The organism is Deinococcus frigens DSM 12807 (assembly GCF_000701425.1).
In the GTDB taxonomy this organism is placed as follows: Bacteria; Deinococcota; Deinococci; order Deinococcales; family Deinococcaceae; genus Deinococcus; species Deinococcus frigens.
This window is the reverse complement of the sequence record NZ_JNIW01000025.1, coordinates 14745-31233: the sequence shown is the minus strand read 5'-3', so window position 1 is coordinate 31233 and position 16489 is coordinate 14745. Positions and strand designations below refer to the sequence as shown.

At 65.5% G+C, this 16489-nt stretch carries 16 protein-coding genes; 11 read left to right on the top strand and 5 right to left on the bottom strand.

The window, feature by feature from the left end; all coding sequences use genetic code 11:
* Positions 1–156: 156 nt before the first annotated feature.
* The 5 genes from Q322_RS0110375 to Q322_RS0110360 all read left to right on the top strand — a co-directional run bounded on the left by Q322_RS0110375 (position 157) and on the right by Q322_RS0110360 (position 3914).
* Positions 157–1326: an alpha/beta hydrolase family protein gene (locus Q322_RS0110375; protein WP_051668428.1), complete on the top strand. Its 1170-nt coding sequence runs from the start codon at positions 157–159 to the stop codon at positions 1324–1326.
* Complete coding sequence (locus tag Q322_RS23330) at positions 1323–1868, top strand: hypothetical protein (protein ID WP_156952995.1); 546 nt, start codon at positions 1323–1325, stop codon at positions 1866–1868. Before Q322_RS0110375 ends, Q322_RS23330 begins: the two co-directional genes overlap by 4 nt.
* Positions 1869–1871: 3 nt before the next feature.
* Positions 1872–3080, top strand: a complete 1209-nt coding sequence (locus tag Q322_RS0110370; protein WP_029477847.1) for a thiolase family protein — start codon at positions 1872–1874, stop codon at positions 3078–3080.
* 94 nt (positions 3081–3174) lie between these two features.
* On the top strand, positions 3175–3690 hold the full coding sequence (locus tag Q322_RS0110365) for a hypothetical protein (protein ID WP_156952994.1): 516 nt from the start codon (positions 3175–3177) through the stop codon (positions 3688–3690).
* A 2-nt stretch (positions 3691–3692) separates the two neighbouring features.
* Positions 3693–3914 carry a helix-turn-helix transcriptional regulator gene (locus tag Q322_RS0110360; RefSeq protein WP_029477845.1) on the top strand — a complete coding sequence of 74 codons (222 nt, stop codon included), beginning with the start codon at positions 3693–3695 and terminating at the stop codon, positions 3912–3914.
* A 10-nt stretch (positions 3915–3924) separates the two neighbouring features.
* Here Q322_RS0110360 and Q322_RS0110355 read toward each other — a convergent pair whose 3' ends face one another.
* The gene (locus Q322_RS0110355; protein WP_029477844.1) at positions 3925–5145 is read right to left on the bottom strand and encodes a molybdopterin molybdotransferase MoeA; all 1221 of its coding nucleotides are present in this window, start codon (positions 5143–5145) and stop codon (positions 3925–3927) included.
* A 148-nt stretch (positions 5146–5293) separates the two neighbouring features.
* Between Q322_RS0110355 and Q322_RS0110350 the strand changes: the two genes are divergently transcribed.
* Positions 5294–5776, top strand: a complete 483-nt coding sequence (locus Q322_RS0110350) for an FKBP-type peptidyl-prolyl cis-trans isomerase (RefSeq protein ID WP_029477843.1) — start codon at positions 5294–5296, stop codon at positions 5774–5776.
* A gap of 169 nt (positions 5777–5945) precedes the next feature.
* On the opposite strand, the gene aspS is transcribed toward Q322_RS0110350, so the two are convergent.
* Both aspS and Q322_RS20875 read right to left on the bottom strand, forming a co-directional pair.
* Positions 5946–7280 (bottom strand): aspartate--tRNA(Asn) ligase, encoded by a 1335-nt coding sequence (gene aspS, locus Q322_RS0110345; RefSeq protein WP_029477842.1) that lies wholly within the window; start codon positions 7278–7280, stop codon positions 5946–5948.
* A gap of 187 nt (positions 7281–7467) precedes the next feature.
* Entirely contained in the window at positions 7468–8040 is a 573-nt protein-coding gene (locus Q322_RS20875) for an ankyrin repeat domain-containing protein (RefSeq protein ID WP_084147927.1), read from the bottom strand.
* Between the two features lie 184 nt (positions 8041–8224).
* Here Q322_RS20875 and Q322_RS0110335 point away from each other — a divergent pair, with 184 nt between their 5' ends.
* From Q322_RS0110335 to Q322_RS0110320, 4 genes are all read left to right on the top strand, one after another.
* On the top strand, positions 8225–10798 hold the full coding sequence (locus tag Q322_RS0110335; RefSeq protein WP_029477840.1) for a U32 family peptidase: 2574 nt from the start codon (positions 8225–8227) through the stop codon (positions 10796–10798).
* An 82-nt stretch (positions 10799–10880) separates the two neighbouring features.
* Entirely contained in the window at positions 10881–11435 is a 555-nt protein-coding gene (locus tag Q322_RS0110330; protein WP_029477839.1) for a DUF402 domain-containing protein, read from the top strand.
* Between the two features lie 9 nt (positions 11436–11444).
* On the top strand, positions 11445–12161 hold the full coding sequence (locus tag Q322_RS24530) for a hypothetical protein (RefSeq protein ID WP_245593214.1): 717 nt from the start codon (positions 11445–11447) through the stop codon (positions 12159–12161).
* Between the two features lie 228 nt (positions 12162–12389).
* On the top strand, positions 12390–13025 hold the full coding sequence (locus tag Q322_RS0110320; RefSeq protein ID WP_051668427.1) for a hypothetical protein: 636 nt from the start codon (positions 12390–12392) through the stop codon (positions 13023–13025).
* Between the two features lie 151 nt (positions 13026–13176).
* Here Q322_RS0110320 and Q322_RS0110315 read toward each other — a convergent pair whose 3' ends face one another.
* A complete protein-coding gene (locus Q322_RS0110315) occupies positions 13177–13641 on the bottom strand; it encodes an SRPBCC family protein (RefSeq protein WP_029477836.1) in 465 nt (154 codons plus the stop codon).
* 387 nt (positions 13642–14028) lie between these two features.
* On the opposite strand from Q322_RS0110315, the gene Q322_RS0110310 reads away from it, so the two are divergent.
* The gene (locus Q322_RS0110310) at positions 14029–14397 is read left to right on the top strand and encodes a hypothetical protein (protein WP_029477835.1); all 369 of its coding nucleotides are present in this window, start codon (positions 14029–14031) and stop codon (positions 14395–14397) included.
* Between the two features lie 241 nt (positions 14398–14638).
* Here Q322_RS0110310 and Q322_RS0110305 read toward each other — a convergent pair whose 3' ends face one another.
* Positions 14639–16333, bottom strand: a complete 1695-nt coding sequence (locus tag Q322_RS0110305) for a VanW family protein (protein ID WP_029477834.1) — start codon at positions 16331–16333, stop codon at positions 14639–14641.
* Between the last annotated feature and the right edge of the window lie 156 nt (positions 16334–16489).

The window sequence follows — 16489 nt, the reverse complement described above, 5'->3', positions numbered from 1 at the left end:
GGGGGAAACGCAAACGCCTTCCCAGCGCGGCTAGAGATTTAGGTAGGGCATCTTGTTTCATTCACGGCCTGCCCCGTGGCCCCCCCTCCCCAACCCTCCCCCGCAAGGAGGGAGGGAGCAAAGATTCCCACTCGCCACTCCGTAGGAGAATAGTCCGTGTACATCCTCACCCGAATCCGTCAGATCAACCGCCGCCGCGCACTGGGCTGGGCTTCCTTTTCCTATGCCCTGGCCGTCCTGGGCGGGGCGTTCCTGGGCGCGGAAATCACCCTGCGTTCCAAGACGCGGCGGGTCAAGGGCGAGTTCGTTCCGGTGGGGCGGCGGGGCAATTCAGTGTATCTGCCCGCGTCATCGGAAACGCTGTCAAAAGGCGTGGTGGGCATCGTGCCGCTGCTGCCCAACCAGGGCCACGCCACCCTGGGGCCGCCCAGACAGGCGGGAACACTCGTTAGGCGCGAGATTCTGGAAGAACGCGGGGTGCTGTCGAACGGCTCGCTGGCGTGGGTCTCCACCTTCGTCTACAACGGCACGCCGCAGCAACTGGGCATCGACTACGAGGTCACGTCTGTTCATACGGAAGTAGGGGACATGCCCGCGTGGCACATCCCCTCCGCGTCGGGCGAGAAGGACGCCATCGCCATCGTCATTCATGGGCACGGCGGGCAGCGGGCGCAGGCGCTCAGGATGCTGCCCGCGCTGCGGCGTTCGGGGGTGGCGTCTCTGTTCGTCACCTTCCGCAACGCGCACGGTGCGCCGCGTGTGGGCAAGGGCTACCTCAGCTTGGGCGACGGCGAGGCCGCCGACGTGATCGCCGCGCTGGACTGGGCGAAAGCTGCCGGGTATGGGCGGGCCATGCTTTACGGCTTTTCGATGGGCGGCAACGTCGCCCTGTGCGTGCTGCGCTCCCGGCATCAGCCATATCCGATTCCGGTGACGGGCGTGGCGCTGGACTGCCCGGCCCTGGACTGGCGCGACACCATTCGCAGCAACGGGCAGCGCTACGGCATTCCCGGCTTCATGGCGCGGCACATCGGCAACTTTGTGCAGTATCTGGTCACGCGGCGCAGCGGGCAGGATTTTGATGTGGTGGACCAACTGGCCGCCGCCCCCAGCTTCAACCTGCCCATGCTGCTGTGGCACGGCACCCGCGACGCCACCATTCCCATCCGTCAGTCCGACGCTCTGGCCGCCGCCCGCCCCGATCTGGTGGAATACCACCGCGTGGAGGGGGCCAAACACATCCGCTGCTGGAACATCAACCCGCAGAAATATGACGGGGAGTTGGAGGCATTTATAGCGAGGGTTCTGCCGGGGGTGAGGGCATGACTCCTGAAGAACTTCGTGTGTCGCGGGCGTTGGATTCGCTCTGGCAGAAATTCCAACTTAGTCCTTTAGCGCAATCTGAACAGATTCAGGCGAGAGGACTAGTTGATGTCAAAGGTGCATCATCTTGGACAGGTTCCTTTGAGGAAGGTGCAATCTATGCTTCCTCCTATATTGAACTGACAAGCTCTGACAGTTCACTTTTTAGCTGGAACCTGTTTTTCACTTATGAGCAAGAACCAAATCAAGTGGGCAAATTTTTACATCTGGGAATGGCTTACAGTGACGCTGGCATTTTAGTTGGCGTGGAAGGCACTCAACTCTATAAGCCTTCTTACAATATTGGCGATACTGATTTAGTAACTGAGCGCAGTGAGACAATTCAGCTTACTGATTTAGGCATTTTTTCTCAAGCAGTTGCGGACTTAGCTGATACTTGCCTGGAAGATCTGGCATACGCTTATCAAAACAATCTGTTTTCAAAAATCGCAGCATTGGCATTGGAAAGAGAACAACCTCTAGCCTCTAACCCGTTCAAGGAGTAAATCATGAATCTAAAAGACGCCGTAATCGTATCCGCCGTTCGGACCCCCGTGGGACGCGGCATCAAAGGCACCCTCGCCAACACCCGCCCCGACGATCTGGCCGCACTGGTCATGAACGAGGCCGTGCGCCGCGCCGGAATTGACGCCGCCCTGGTGGAAGACGTGTACCTGGGCTGCGCCATTCCCGAAGCCGAGCAGGGCCTCAACGTGGCCCGCCTCGCCGCGCTGCGCGCCGGAATGCCCGACAGCGTGGGCGGCGTGACCGTCAACCGCTTCTGCTCCAGCGGATTGCAGACCATTGCGATGGCGGCGGCAGCCATCCAGACCGGACAGGCCGAGGTGATGCTGGCCGGAGGCGTGGAAAGCATGAGCATGTTGCCCATGAGCGGCCACAACCCCAGCCCCAACCCCGATCTGGTGGACAGCCGCCCCGGCTCGTACATCGGCATGGGCATGACCGCCGAGAACGTGGCCGACAAGTACGGCATCAGCCGCGCCGATCAGGATGCCTTCGCGTTCCGCAGCCACCGGCGCGCCGCCGCCGCCCAGGACGCCGGACGCTTCGACGCCGAGATCGTGGCCGTGCCGGTGGAGAAAGACACCGTGAAAGGCACGAAGATCAAGTCCGAAACCATCCAGTTTGAAAAGGATGAACTGATCCGCCGCGACGCCAATCTGGAAGACATGGCGAAGGTGCGCCCCGCCTTCAAGACCACCGGCAGCGTCAGCGCGGCCAACAGTAGCCCCTTTTCTGATGGAGCTGCCGCCGTGCTGATGATGAGCGGCGACAAGGCGCAGGAACTGGGGTTGAAGCCCCTCGCCAAATTCCTGGGCTTCGCGGTGGCGGGCGTGGACCCCGAACTGATGGGCATCGGCCCGGTCAAGGCCATTCCCAAGGTGCTGGCGCAGGTGGGCCTGACCCTGGCCAACATCGACCTGATCGAGCTAAACGAGGCGTTCGCCGCCCAGAGCCTCGCGGTCATTCGCACGCTGGGCCTGAACGAGGAGATCACCAACGTCAACGGCGGCGCGATTGCGCTGGGCCACCCGCTGGGATGCAGCGGTGCGAAGCTGGCAACCACCGCCATCTACGAACTGGGACGGCGCGGCGGCGGCAAGGCGCTGGTGACCATGTGCATCGGCGGTGGCATGGGTGCGGCAGGCGTGCTGGAAGTGTATCCGGCGGAAGGAGGCGTGCAGGCGGCAGACTGAGCTTTCTGGATTGGGCGGCTTTCGGGCTGCCTTTTTCACAGTTGCTGTGTCTGGTAAATTTGACACTATGTCTGGTAAAGCGTACACTACGAACATGATGAATACAAGCCAGGAAGACGCTATGCCGCGCTCCTTCCGCGAGAAGGTGGCGTGGATCAGCCTGTCGACCACGCTGGTGCTGTACGTGCCGTTCTTCGTCTTTGCGTGGCGCTGGCTGGCCGTGCTGGGGCCGGAGACGACGGTGGGCGGCATCGTCACCCTGCACCTGATGCTGCTGCCCGTGGTGATCTTGCAGGTGCTGCTGATCGGGCTAGGACTGGCGGCTTTCTGGTTGACCGGACAACGCGCCTCCCAGGAAAGGGCCGATGAGCGTGACTGGGCCATTGACGCCCGCGCCACCCGCGCCGCGTACCTGAGCCTGATCGTGCTGGCAGGTGTGGGCTTCTACACGCTGCTGCCCTTTATGCTGTCCGGCAATGCTTCTCTGGGACTGTCTACTGCTGTGATGTTCTCGCCCACCTCGCTGCTGCTGCTGGGCTTCATGGCTTTTGTGACGGCTGAAGTAGTGCGCTTCAGCGTTCAGGCCATTGGCTACAGGCGCGGCTTCTGAGCGTGTCCACACCGGAGGGTCAGGTGGTCAACCACATCCGCCGCCTGCGCTTCGAGGCCGGGGAAATGACACAACAGGCCCTTGCCACGGCAGCAGGTGTGACCCGTCAGACCATCAATTCCATCGAGGGCAGCAAATATTCGCCGTCGCTGGAACTGGCGTTCAAGATCGCGCTGGTGCTGGGGCAGCCGCTGGAGCGGGTGTTTGAGTACCAGCAGAGCTGAGATGCGGCCCCTACAACAGTACCACGTCCACCACGTCCCCGACCTGCACTGCGCCTCCCTCCGGCACGATGACCAGCGCGTCGGCGTCGCTCAGCGAGCGCAGGATGCCGCTGCCCTGGGGGCCGTAGTCCCCCACCTCTCCGTCTTTAATCACGCCGCGCCAGAAGGCGGTCTTGTCCTTCAGGCCACGGAAGGGTGTGGCGGCGCGCAGTTTCAGGCTCTGGACCGGCTGCCCGGTCAGGGCGGGGCGCACGATGACGTGAAAGACCACCAGGCTGCTGACCGGATTCCCTGGCAGGCCGAAGACCGGCAGACCGTTCCAGCCGCCCAGAATGGCCGGGCCGCCGGGCCGCATCCGCACCTTCCAGAAGGCGACCCTGCCGCGCTCGATCAGCAGGTCGCGCATGAAGTCGTATTTGCCCATGCTGACGCCGCCGCTGCTGAGCAGCACGTCCGCGCCGCCCGCCCCCGCGATGACCGCCTGTAAGGACGCCGGACTGTCCGGGGCGTGGCCCAGCTCGATGACCTCGCAGCCGCTCTCATTCAGCATGGCCGACAGGCCCACGCGGTTGCTGTCGTAGACCTGCCCCGCTTGTAGTGGCAGGCCCGGCTCAATCACCTCGTCGCCGGTGGACAGCAGCGCCACGCGCAATTTGCGGCGCACCGGCAGGCGGGCGTGGCCCAGCGAGACGGCCAGCGCCACGCGGGGGGCACTCAGGCGCAGGCCAGCGCGCATCACCGTTTCACCCGCGCGGAAGTCGCCGCCCTCGGGGCGCACGTCGGCGGGACTGGCGGGGCGTAGCAGATGAACGTGTGCGGGGCCGTCGTCTGCGCTCTCCTCGTCTGCCAACTGTTCCACCGGGCAGATCGCGTCTGCGCCCTCTGGCAGCGGCGCACCCGTGTAGATTCGCACGCACTCGCCCACGCCCACGCGGCCATCAAAGGGCATTCCGGCGCGGCTCTCCCCCACGATCTTCAACCGGACTGGAGCCTCGGCGCTGGCCGTCAGCGTGTCGGCCTCACGCGCGGCGATGCCGTCCAGGGCGCTCTCGGTGGCGCTGGGGTGGCTGACCAGGGCACTCAGATCGGCGGCCAGGGTGCGGCCCAGCGCCTGGGAGACGGACACGGTCTCGGTTTCTAGGTCGGGCAGCAGTGCGGCCAGCATCTCGTGGGCCTCGGCCACGCTGACGTGCATCGGGAAGGGTTGGCTCGCAGAAATGGGGGCAGACATGCGGGCCAGCATAGAGGGCCAGCCAGCCGTGAAGCGAGGGCGCAAGGCAAGAGGCCACGCCGCTCACCCCAAAGCGTTACACTCCTCAGGCGAGAAAACTCGTCCCGACGTGGTGGCATCTGCCGCCGGGCGAGCAACGGAGGGCCATATGAACATTGCACAGGACAAAGTTGTCGATCTGGATTACAAGCTGACTGTGAAAGGCGAGATCGTACATCAGAGCGAACCCGGCGAGCCGCTGACCTACCTGCACGGCCACAGCAACATCATTCCGGGGCTGGAAAAGGCGCTGGAGGGCAGGGTTGCGGGCGACACCATGCAGGTGACCGTGCAGCCCGAGGACGGCTACGGCGAGCGCGATGAGGACAACACCGAGGAGCTGGCCCGCGAGGACTTCGAGGACGATATCGAGATCGGCGAGACCTACTACGCCCAGGCCGAGGACGGCAGCGTGATTCCCTTTACCGTGATGGACGTCAGCGGCGACACCGTAAAGGTGGACTTCAACCCCCCGCTGGCGGGCGAGGTCCTCGACTTCGACGTGACCGTGGTGGGCGTGCGCGACGCCACCGCCGAGGAACTGGAGCACGGCCACGCCCACACGCCGGAGATGATGGACCACGACGCTTAAGGCCTGAACAGGGCCAGAGGGCGGGGCAGAGGCTCACCAGTTCCGGCCCACCTCTGCCCCGCTTTTTTTGGCGGGAGGTCTGGCAAGAGATGGCCTGCCCGGTGGTTTCCTCACCTCGTTGCCTCGCAACGCCCCTCTCCCGTAAGGGTGGAGGGGTCAGGACGGTTACTCAGGGCGTCAGCCGGTGCCGGTCCCGGGGGAAGGCGCGGGCGTAGCGCACGTTGGCAATGCCCAGCAGCTTGGCGGTCAGGCGCTCGGCCCCGATGGCAAAGCCGCCGTGCGGGGGCATGCCGTACTTGAAGACCTCGGAGTAGCCGGTCATGGCGTCGGGGTTCATCTTGTAGGTGCGGATTGAGTCCATCAGCATGGCGTAATCGTGGATGCGCTGCCCGCCGGAGGTGATCTCGATGCCCCGGAACAGCAGGTCATAGCCGCGCGTGAGGTCCGGGTTGAGGCTGCCGTCGGCGTTGTGGTCCGCGTGGGTGTAAAAGGGCCGAGCGGCGCGGGGATACTTGGTCACGAACACGAAGTCGCTGCCCTCGGTTTCCGTGAAGTGCTGGCTGAGCAGGCGTTCGGCCTCCGGATCAAGATCCTTGCCGCCCACCGCGTGCCCGTACTTCTCGGTGACGAGTGCGCGGGCGTCCATCAACGGAATGCGCGGAATGTGCGCCGGAACGTCGGGAATCGTCGCACCCAGCAGCGTGAACTCGGCGGCGCTGGTCTCACGCAGCCGCTCCATGACCGACGCCAGCAAGTTGTTCTGGAGGGTCATCACGTCTTCCTCGCTCTCGATGAAGCCCATTTCCACGTCCAGCGACAGGTACTCGTTGAGGTGGCGGCTGGTGGCGTGTTCCTCGGCGCGGTAGACGGCGGCCACCTCGTAGACGCGCTCGAAGACGCCCACCATGATCTGCTTGTAAAGCTGCGGACTCTGGGCCAGGTACGCCTGCTCGCCGAAGTAATCCAACTTGAACAGGTTCGCGCCGCCCTCCGCCCCCGCCGAAACGATCTTGGGCGTGCTGATCTCGGTGAAGCCGTGTTCGCGCAGGTAGGTATGAAAGGCGTAGACGATCTCGCCCTGCACCTTCAGGGCCGCCCGCTCGCGCAGCCCGCGCAGCGACACGTAGCGGTAATCCAGCATGGTTTCGGGGTTGACGTTCCATTCCATCTTGGGAATTTCCAGCGGCGGGGCTTCCACGGCGGCGCTGATCACGCGGAAATCCTCGACCTGCACCTCGTAACCGCCGGGCGCTTTGGGGTGGGCCTTGACCTTGCCAATCACCTCGATACTGCTTTCGGGCAAAGGGAGAGTCAGGCCGCTGCCCACGCACTGCGTGATGCCCGACACGTCGCGCAGCACCACGAACTGCACGCCGCCTAAGTCGCGCCGGGCGTGGACGAAGCCCTGAAGGCGCACGGTCTGGCCGTCGTGCTGGGCCAGATCACGGGTCAGGGTCCGGGGAAGTTTCTGTGTCGATGCGAGCGTTTGGGTTTCGGTGGTCATGGAATCTCCTGTGTGGGCTGGCGCGGTATCGGCTGATAAAAAAAGCCCCCGACTCCGGCGAGGAGGTCAGGGGCGCAGGGCGGCTGGCGTCCCCTACCGGGGATCATTATCGCTATTGTTCAGGGCAGCCGCGAACATGCCGGGAAGTCTAGCGGGCGCGTAGGGCAAATTTCAATGTGAGGGCTAGTCAACGCGCCACCAACCCGTCCAGCCGCGCCGCCGTATCCGCCGCCCCCATCACGCGGGCGGCGTCTGCGGCAGAGGCTCCACCCGCGTCGCGCAGGCTGGGATCGGCCCCCAGGTCCAGCAGCCAGTCCAGCATGTCCATACGGCCAAACATGGCGGCCATCATCAGCGCCGTCCTGCCGCCGGGCGCGGCCACGTCCAGGCCCGCGCCGCGCTCTACCAGCAGTTCGGCGGTGGCGCGGTCGCCCCGGAACGCCGCACCCATCAGCGGGGTCTGCCCCTGATCGTTCAGGAGATCGGGATCGCCGCCGTGGTCCAGCAGCGTGCGGACGGCCCCGGTGTGGCTGTGGTACGCCGCCAGCATCAGCAACGTGTCGCCACGGGTGTTTTGCAGGTTGGGCGGCAGGCCCTTTTCCAGCCAGGTCTTCAGGAATTCGGCGTCCCCGTTGCGGGCCGCCTCGAAGGCCGACTGCATGATCTCCAGCACCTCGGCATCGGTGGCATCAGTGGCATTGGTGGCTTCGGCGGGAGCGGTGGGTTGAGGATTGGCGTGCGGATCGGTATCGGCGGACATGGCAGAATTCCTCTGAAAGCGTGGTTGGGACGGGGGGCGGGGGCAGCTCAAGCGGGCAAGGCAAATGAGTGGCGCGGGCCGGTGGGTTACCCTCAGCATAAAGGGCGTTGGCGTGGGAGCACAGCGGACATCTTTGTTCCCTCCACCCACATCCCCACCTCGCCACCCGTTACACTGCCCTGTTATGCCGCGTTCCCGGATCAAGCCCGAAGTGATGAGTCCAGTGGGAGGCTTTCCCCAACTGAAGGCAGCGGTGGAGGCCGGGGCCGACGCCGTATTTTTTGGTGTCAACCCGGCGCGCGGTGAGGGCCGAAGCGACGGCGCGGGCTTTCACGCGCGGGCCAAAGTCGGCTTCGATATCGAAGCCCTCCCCGAGATTATGGGCGGCCTGCACGCGCGCGGGGTGCAGGGTTTTGTCACTTTTAATGTGCTGGTCTTTAACCGGGAGTTGCGCGACGCCGAACGCCAGTTGATCGCGCTGGCCGAGGCCGGAGTGGACGCCCTGATCGTGCAGGACCACGGCGTTGCGCGGCTGGCCCAGCAGGTCTGCCCGGATCTGCCCATCCACGGCAGCACCCAGATGAGCATTACCTCCGCCGAGGGGGCCGAACATGCCCGCCGGTTTGGGGCCAGCCGCGTGGTGCTGGGCCGCGAGTTGAGCCTGCGGGACATCGAGCGCATTGCCGCGCAGACCGACGTGGAGCTGGAAACCTTTGTGCACGGCGCACTGTGCGTGTCCTACTCCGGCCAGTGCTTTTCCTCTGAAGCCTGGGGTGGCCGCAGCGCCAACCGGGGCCAGTGCGCCCAGGCGTGCCGACTGCCATATGACCTGCTGGTGGACGGCGAATATCGTGACCTGGGTGACGCCCGTTATCTGCTGTCGCCGGGGGACCTCTACGCGCTGCACCAGGTGCCGGAACTGGTGCGGATCGGCGTCAACTGCCTGAAGATCGAGGGCCGCTACAAGGACGCCGAGTTCGTGGCCCTCACGACTGCCGCCTACCGCCAGGCCGTGGACGAGGCGTGGGCGGGGCTGCCACTGAGCATCACGCCGCAGCAGGAGCAGGATCTGGAGCAGGTCTATTCACGCGGGCTGGCCCCGCATTTCATGGCCGGGACCAACCACCAGACGGTGGTGCGCGGGCGTGCGCCGAGGCACCGGGGCGTGCTTGTCGGCACTGTGCGCGGCATCACCGAACGCGGCGTGCTGGCCGAGCTTTCTGAGCCGCTCAAGCCCGGCGACGGTCTGGTGTTCGATCCCGCCAACTGGCGCACGCCCGAGGGCCGCGAGGAGGGTGGGTTCCTGTACGGTCTGTGGCAGGACGGCCAGCAGACCGAGGATGTGCGGGCCGGAGGCGTCTACGAACTGCGTTTCGGGCGCGGCGCGGTGGACGGCTCCCGCGTGCGCGTGGGCGATCCGGTGTGGCGCACCCACGATCCAGGCCTGAATGCCCGCGTCAAACCGCTGATCGAGGCGGGCGATCCGGTGTACACACGCCCAGTCACCGCCCACTTCGTGGGGCACGTCGGGCAGCCGTCGCAACTGACTCTGACCGATGAGGCAGGCCGCAGCTTTTCCGCCACGCTCCCCGAACCGCTGTCGCCGGCCCGCAACCGCGCGCTGGATGAGGCGAATCTGCGGGAGCAACTGGGCAAGCTGGGCGGCACCGGGTATCACCTCTGTGGCCTGAGCATGGAACTGAGCGGCGAGGGCTTTTTGCCCGTGAGCGCCCTGAATGGCCTGCGGCGGGAAGTGGTGGAGGGCTTGACCCAGCTCCGGGCCGCAGCCCCGGCGCGGCGGATTGGGGAGGTGTTTGGCGGGTTCGCCGCCGACGCCTCTCTTCCGCAGGCGCAGACGGAGCCAGAAGCAACGGAGCCAGAAGCATCGCGGCTGCATGTCCTCGTCCGCACCCCCGAACAACTGGACGCGGCCATTGCAGAACACCCGGATTCCATCACCCTGGATTATCTGGAGCTGTACGGTCTGAAACCCAGCGTGGAACGTGTGAAGGCCGCTGGCATTGCCGTGCGGGTGGCAAGTCCGCGCATTCTCAAGCCCACCGAGCAGAACTTGCAGAAGTTCCTGCTCTCGCTGGACGCTGGCATTCTGGTTCGCAGCGGCGGTCTGCTGGAAGGCTTGCAGTGTTCGGGCGAAACCGAGTTGACGGGCGATTTCTCCCTGAATGCCGCCAACGTGCTGACCGCCCGCGCGCTGCTGGAGCTGGGCCTCGCGCGCCTGACGCCCACCCATGATCTGAACGCGCGGCAGATCACGGAACTGGCCGGGCTGGTGGGGCCGGGGCGGCTGGAGGTCATCGCCTACGGCCACCTGCCCGTCTTTCACACCGAGCATTGCGTGTTCTGCCGCTTCCTGAGTGACGGCACCGATTACACCAACTGCGGCCACCCGTGTGAATCCCACCGCGTCGCCCTGCGCGATGAACGCGGGCGCACCCATCCGGTGATGGCCGACGTGGGCTGCCGCAACACGGTGTTCGAGGGCCGTCCACAGATCGCCGCCGCGCATCTGGAGGACTGGCTGGCGGCGGGCCTGCGCGACCTGCGTCTGGAATTTGTCCACGAATCGCCGGACACGGTGCGCGGGGTCATCCGCACCCACCGCGCCTTCCTGAATGGCGAGATGGGGGCCGCGAAACTGGAGGCCACCCTCTCCGACCTGAGCGACGGCGGGACCACGGAAGGCAGCCTCTTTGTTCCGCATGACTTCGGGCTGCTGGACGCGCTGCCCGTGATTTAATCGCTGGTCCGTCCCAGAACTTTGAGCGGGAGTTGCTAGATGCCTCTGGGTCAGTTGCGCGTGATTTCGGGTACGCTGTCCCATGCTTGCTGACGCGCATCCCATCAAAGTGGAAAGGCACGACGTTCGGGCGCGATGTCACCACACCAACACCGGCGTGCGCGCCGTGCAAACCTACCGTGAAACGGGCGCGGGCCTGTATGTGGCCCGCGATTTCGTTGGACACCCGCGTATCCGCCACTGGCAGGCGCACCTGCTGCCCGCGCAGCATCTGGTGGTCTGCCGCTACGCATTTCACGGGCGGCGCGAACACGACTATTACATCGACGTGGCACAGATCAGCCGTGAGGGCGGCGTCTGGACGGTGCGCGACCTGTATCTGGACATCGTGCTGCACGACGGCCTGGGCGCGGCAATCGCCGACACCGACGAGCTGCTGGCCGCCTGGGAGGTGGGTTTCATCACCTCCGAGGAGTTGCAGCAGGCCACCGAGGTCACGCACCGCACCGTTCTGGGGCTGGCCCACGCCGGGTATACCCTGAACCACTGGCTGACCGCGCAAGGGTTGCGGCTGGAGTGGCAGAACGACGTTCAAGACGAGCAGTTGAACGGGGCCAGGCAGTCTGCGCTGTCCTAAAATCTACGGGTGAAGGCTGTCGACAATCCGTATCAGGCCCGCCTCGAAGCTGCCCTACCTGACGCCTTGGAACGTATCGCCGCCACGCCGGTTGTCTACGCCGCGCTATGGTGCGGTTCGGCGGCGCGCGGGGAGGCCAACGCCTACAGCGATCTGGATATTCACGCTTTGGTGACGGGCGATCACCGCTGGCGCAGCAATTTCGTGGTGGACGGTGTCCCGGTGGAAGTGTTCCACAATCCAGTCCGCAAGCTCCGCGCCATGTTTGCGGACGAGGACGCGGCGACGATCACCATGTTCGCGCAGGGCTGCGCCGTGTTAGCCCATCCCGATCTGGACGCGCTGAAAGCCGAGGCGCAGGCCCGTTACGCCGCCGGTCCCACGTCCAAACCTGTCAGCGAATTCATCCGCTTCATGCTGACCGACACCGTGATGGACGCCCGCGCCAGCCTGCATACGCCGGTCCATGCGCTCACCGTCATGGCGGCGCTTGGACCGCTGGTGGTGCGGCCCCTGTACGCTGTCCACGGGTGGTGGGACGTGAAACGCGAGCGCTGGCTGGACGATCTGGGGACCAGGGCACCTGCCATCGCCGGGGAACTCCGGCTCGTGCTGGGCGCAGCAGGGGATGACGCGCGGCAGGCAGCTTTCGAGGTGCTGGCACGGCGGCTGATCGGCGAGCTGGTGTATGTGGACGGCGGAACCGAACCCGGATCGGTGCCGTGAATGCCGCTCTGTCCATCAAGACTGAGTTCGAATGGGGTTCAGCAATAGTTTGGACAGTTTTAACGAAGTTGCGCTGCGGGCAGAATGCGCCAGGGACAGCTTTCCTGCGCTGAGACGTTTGATGGAACGGACATCACATTCACTTTCGGCTGACGTTCTCTCACGCCTCCTTCCGCTATAAGGGAAAGATGCCGTCTCTTTCCCTCTCCCCTGCCCCCAGGAGGACGCATGACCCGCCGCCCCAACTTTAAAACCCTGCTCCGCGTGACCAGAGCGCTGCGCGAACCCGGTCCGAAGGCCGAACATTCGAAGTCCGAGGAAGGGGGCCTGCGTGACGCCGCCCGCCGCGCCGCCGCCAGCGCTTTGAACGACCCGCGCGTGCAGGGCGCTGCCGGGCTGCTCCGTGACCGCGCCGAGGCGGTGCGGAGCCGCGTGGGTGAGGGCGCGGACCGCAATCTGGAGCGCCTGATCGGTGACGCCCGCGCCCGCCGGGGCGAGGACACGTCCGGTGAGGTGGCGGCCCTGCTCGAACAGCGCCGCCGCGAACGCGACGCCCGGATTCGCCGCGTCCAGGCCCGCCAGGAACTGCTGGACCGCGCCGAAACCCCAGAGCAGCGCCGCGTCCTGACGCTGGTAGCCGGGGCCACCGTCTGGGCAGGCGGCGCGGCAGAGTTGGGACCGCTGCGCTACACCACGCTTTTGGACCGTCTGGCCCCCAGCGGCAGCGCCGAGGCGGAGATGGCCGTTCACCGCGCACTGTGGACCCTGGCCGAACGCCGCGTGCTGTCCGTGTCACCACACGGAACCCTGACCGCCGTGCAGTTGCTGGAGCAGGAACGGGCGGCGTTGACGGACACCGATTGACTGCGCTTTACACGCGGTCATCCCGTCCCGGATAAAGCTCAAACAGAAATCATCTTTCAGACTGAGCGGCGCGTGTGCCTTTCGCTGAGCAGGACGGGGAATGACGTCACCAGACAGACAGACTTCGGGTGACGTCATTCGCAGCACTGCTCTAGGCCAGCGTTCCGCCCGCCGCGCTCATGGCCGTTCCCATGTTCGCAAACGTTTTCTCGATCAGCTTCTTGGCCTGTGCGTCCAGCATCCGCCCGCCCACCGAGGCCACCGGGCCGCGCATGTTAGCCTCGCCGGTCCAATCCAGGGTGGTGGTCCCGTCATTGTTGTCCACCACATCCGCCCCAGCCGTCAGGTCCACCAGGCTGCCCAGCCCGCCGCCGCGCACGTTGACGTTCACGCGGCCCGCCGACTGGTCGGGCAAAACCTCGATCTTGAACTTGAACTTGCCGCGCACCATGCCCACGCCCACCTGCACGGTGGCCTCCATGTGCGTGGCGTCCTGGACCACCACGTCCTGCACATCGGGCAGGCAGCGCGCCACCCGTTCCGGGTCCTGCACAAAGGCCCACACCACGGCGGGCGCGGCCCGGACCTGTTCCTGGCCTGAATAGTTGAGTTTCATGGTTGACGCTCCTTTGGGGATGAACTGAGATGAGGCTGAGTTGCGCTTGCTCCCCAATTGTAGGCGGCCCAGACTGCCAGGGCGATGAGGGGCAGCGTGCACCCCGTCATGTCCACCCGACGTCCCCGGTGACCCTTTGAACCGGTCAAATGGGTGGGGTGGTTCAGTCCGACTTGAGCCGACTTTACCGAGTTCCGGTCCATCCATGATGCGGCAAGTAGCACCTCGCCGGGTCTTCGAGCGCCTGTCAGACGCGGGATGTGAAGTAGCCCGAGTCCTGCAACGGGCAAAGTCGAGTTGAGACGTCAGGACATTTTGACCGCTCAACGGGCATTGACCTGAACCGCCGGACAGTTGCCGCCCGCCCGCTGTGGCAGCATGGGGGGTGTGAATCCATCTTTCCTTCCCCGCACCGCCCTGATCACGGGCCTGGTCATCGGCGCGCTGAATATCGTTTTTGGAGGCTTCGAGTACGGTTTTGACCAGTTGCCCATCTGGTTCTATCTGGTCCAGTTGCTGCTGATTCCGGCCATGCTGGTGCCCATGTTCTACTTTCCGCAGGCCGCCGCCGCGCCGGACTACCTGCGCCGGGCCGCCTACTTTGCGATGGGCTGGGCCGTGCCCTTCGCCATCTACAAGTTCTCGCTGGACGTGCTGAACCCTAACTTCAGCCCGGCGGCCTCGCTGCTCAGCTACCTGTTCGTGATCGCCGCCTTCTCGCTGATCATGGCCGCCGTCCGCAAGCCGGTCAAATAATACGGATTCCGTTTGTTTCGTGTATGAACCGGGACAGCGCCGATTCATCCACTCCACGTCCGGAACCCGTTTTTCTCCTGCTCGCTGTCTTGTCCAGAGCAGCGCCCATGAGGACGCTTGGACGCCCGCTCGGATTTCCAGGTGTTTCCAACACCTTCCAATCGGAGTCCGTATAAGCCCCTTCAACGGAAACGTGGGCTGAAGAACAACCTTCGGCCCACGCTTCCTTTTCTGTCCCGGCTCAGCTCGGCCCCACCTCGTATACCGCCTGCCACGGCTTGTACGTCGTGCTGGTCTTGTCGCTCCGCACACCGCTGGCGTCCTCGATGGTGCGGGTGATGTACAGGTCATATCCGTCCGCCGCCCAGTCCACCTGCCGGGTGGTGCCGGGGCGCATCTTCGGGTTGACCACGTACTTGGGGGCGGGATGCGCGGTGCGGCCCAGAATCACGGCAGGGCCAACGGTCACGGTGCGCCCCTGCGGGATGCCCCAGAGCTGCACTTCCAGGGTGCTCTTGGCGTCGTTGTTGATGGTCTTGATCAGCAGCGGTCCGCCGGTGTCATTGCCGAACTTGAGGTCCAGGCCCGGATCGTAAACGGCGGCCTCGTAGCCCACCTGCGGCTCGTAATAGCCGACGCGGTAGCTGTGCTGGTTGCGCTCCAGAACCGGCAGCCCGGCCCCGTACAGCGCGCGGAAGGTGGTGGTGCTGACCTGACATACGCCGCCGCCCAGGCCGCCCACCGTGCGCCCGCCGCTAATGATCAGCCCGCCCACGAATCCGTTGCCCGCCGTGATGCCGCCCAGATTCTCCAGAAAGCTGAAGGTGCCGTCGGCCAGAACCACCGCGCCGTTGATCTTCGCGGCGGCGTTGGCGACGTTGGTGCGGCGCTCGGGGCTGCTGTGGAAATAGCTGCTGACACCCGTGTGGATCAGCGTGAGCTTGCTGGCGTCGGGCAGCTGTGCGGCGCTCAGGGTGGGGGCCACCGACTTGGACAGGAACGTCATGCTGGACGTGGACGAGTCCAGCACCGTGGCCCGGAAGGCCGTATACGCCGCATTCTGGGTCACGCGCCCGGCCTGCTCGCGCACCTTGACCGGTGTGTCACCCTTGAAGGCGAAGCGGGCGTTCTGCGCAGGCTGATCGATGAACTCCGTCAGCAGAACGAAGGCGCGCTTGATGGCCGCCTCGTCCGCGACGATGCCCTGCGGTCTGACCCAGTACAGGTTGGCCACTTGCAGCGGGGTCAGCAGGCCCTTGCGCGCCGTCCCAGCCAGCGTCGCGCCGAAGGGCCGCATCAACGCGTTGCCCTGGTCCACGTACTTCTGGAGGACATCGGCGGTGTACCGGGCCTTCAACTCCCTGACCGGAATCTGGATGCTGGTGGCGGTGGGCGCGGCGACATAGGTGCTGGCAGCGGCGGCGGCATTGTACTCGCGGCCCAGCGCGTCCCTGGCCGTCACGGCATACTTCAGGGTCTGCTTGTTGAAGGCCACCGTTGCGTTCCTGGGCTGCGTGTTCAGGCGGGCCGTCAGGGTAGCCAGAGCTGCCTCGGCGGCGGCAGGATCGACGGCGGCGACCAGCGCAAAGCTCTGCTGCTGCTGCTGGCCGATCACGCCTTTGACGCGCTCCAGAAAGGTCCGCGCGGCAGTGGCCCTCGCGGCGGCGGCCACGCTGGTCTCGGCGTCGGCGTACCAGCCGAGTTGATCGGCCCCCAGGGTCCAGCTCTGGTTCCCGGCCCTGACCGTCACCTGTGGGGTGGCGGCGGTTCGCTCACCGATGGCGGCCAGCGCCTGCGCACGGGTCAGGCCGCCCACGTCCACGCCCGCCACGCTCAGGCCCGGCGCGAGCCGGTCATCGGCATTGGCCGCCACACCCATCGCCAGCGCCCCGCCCAGCAGCGCCACCGCCGAAACACCCATCAACCAGAACTTCACCGTCCCAGTGTAAGGAAATGCGCCGTGGGGGGTGTGGAGGATTTTCACACTCTGCCACGCCCACGGCGGTGTTTTCCGGGCCATGTTCGCCTGTATCGGACAGCAAAAACGGGGCTGGGGGCCAGTCCGCAGCCCCGACTCCGGCCCCGGTTGAAA

What these genes read in the sequence shown, in the direction of transcription:
- Q322_RS0110335 (WP_029477840.1), top strand. Translation starts at nt 8,225, where the DNA reads ATGCCGCGTTCCCGGATCAAGCCCGAAGTGATGAGTCCAGTGGGAGGC.
- Q322_RS20875 (WP_084147927.1), bottom strand. Translation starts at nt 8,040, where the DNA reads ATGTCCGCCGATACCGATCCGCACGCCAATCCTCAACCCACCGCTCCC.
- Q322_RS0110315 (WP_029477836.1), bottom strand. Translation starts at nt 13,641, where the DNA reads ATGAAACTCAACTATTCAGGCCAGGAACAGGTCCGGGCCGCGCCCGCC.
- Q322_RS23330 (WP_156952995.1), top strand. Translation starts at nt 1,323, where the DNA reads ATGACTCCTGAAGAACTTCGTGTGTCGCGGGCGTTGGATTCGCTCTGG.
- Q322_RS0110365 (WP_156952994.1), top strand. Translation starts at nt 3,175, where the DNA reads ATGATGAATACAAGCCAGGAAGACGCTATGCCGCGCTCCTTCCGCGAG.
- Q322_RS0110350 (WP_029477843.1), top strand. Translation starts at nt 5,294, where the DNA reads ATGAACATTGCACAGGACAAAGTTGTCGATCTGGATTACAAGCTGACT.
- Q322_RS0110330 (WP_029477839.1), top strand. Translation starts at nt 10,881, where the DNA reads ATGCTTGCTGACGCGCATCCCATCAAAGTGGAAAGGCACGACGTTCGG.
- Q322_RS0110370 (WP_029477847.1), top strand. Translation starts at nt 1,872, where the DNA reads ATGAATCTAAAAGACGCCGTAATCGTATCCGCCGTTCGGACCCCCGTG.
- aspS (WP_029477842.1), bottom strand. Translation starts at nt 7,280, where the DNA reads ATGACCACCGAAACCCAAACGCTCGCATCGACACAGAAACTTCCCCGG.
- Q322_RS0110320 (WP_051668427.1), top strand. Translation starts at nt 12,390, where the DNA reads ATGACCCGCCGCCCCAACTTTAAAACCCTGCTCCGCGTGACCAGAGCG.
- Q322_RS0110355 (WP_029477844.1), bottom strand. Translation starts at nt 5,145, where the DNA reads ATGTCTGCCCCCATTTCTGCGAGCCAACCCTTCCCGATGCACGTCAGC.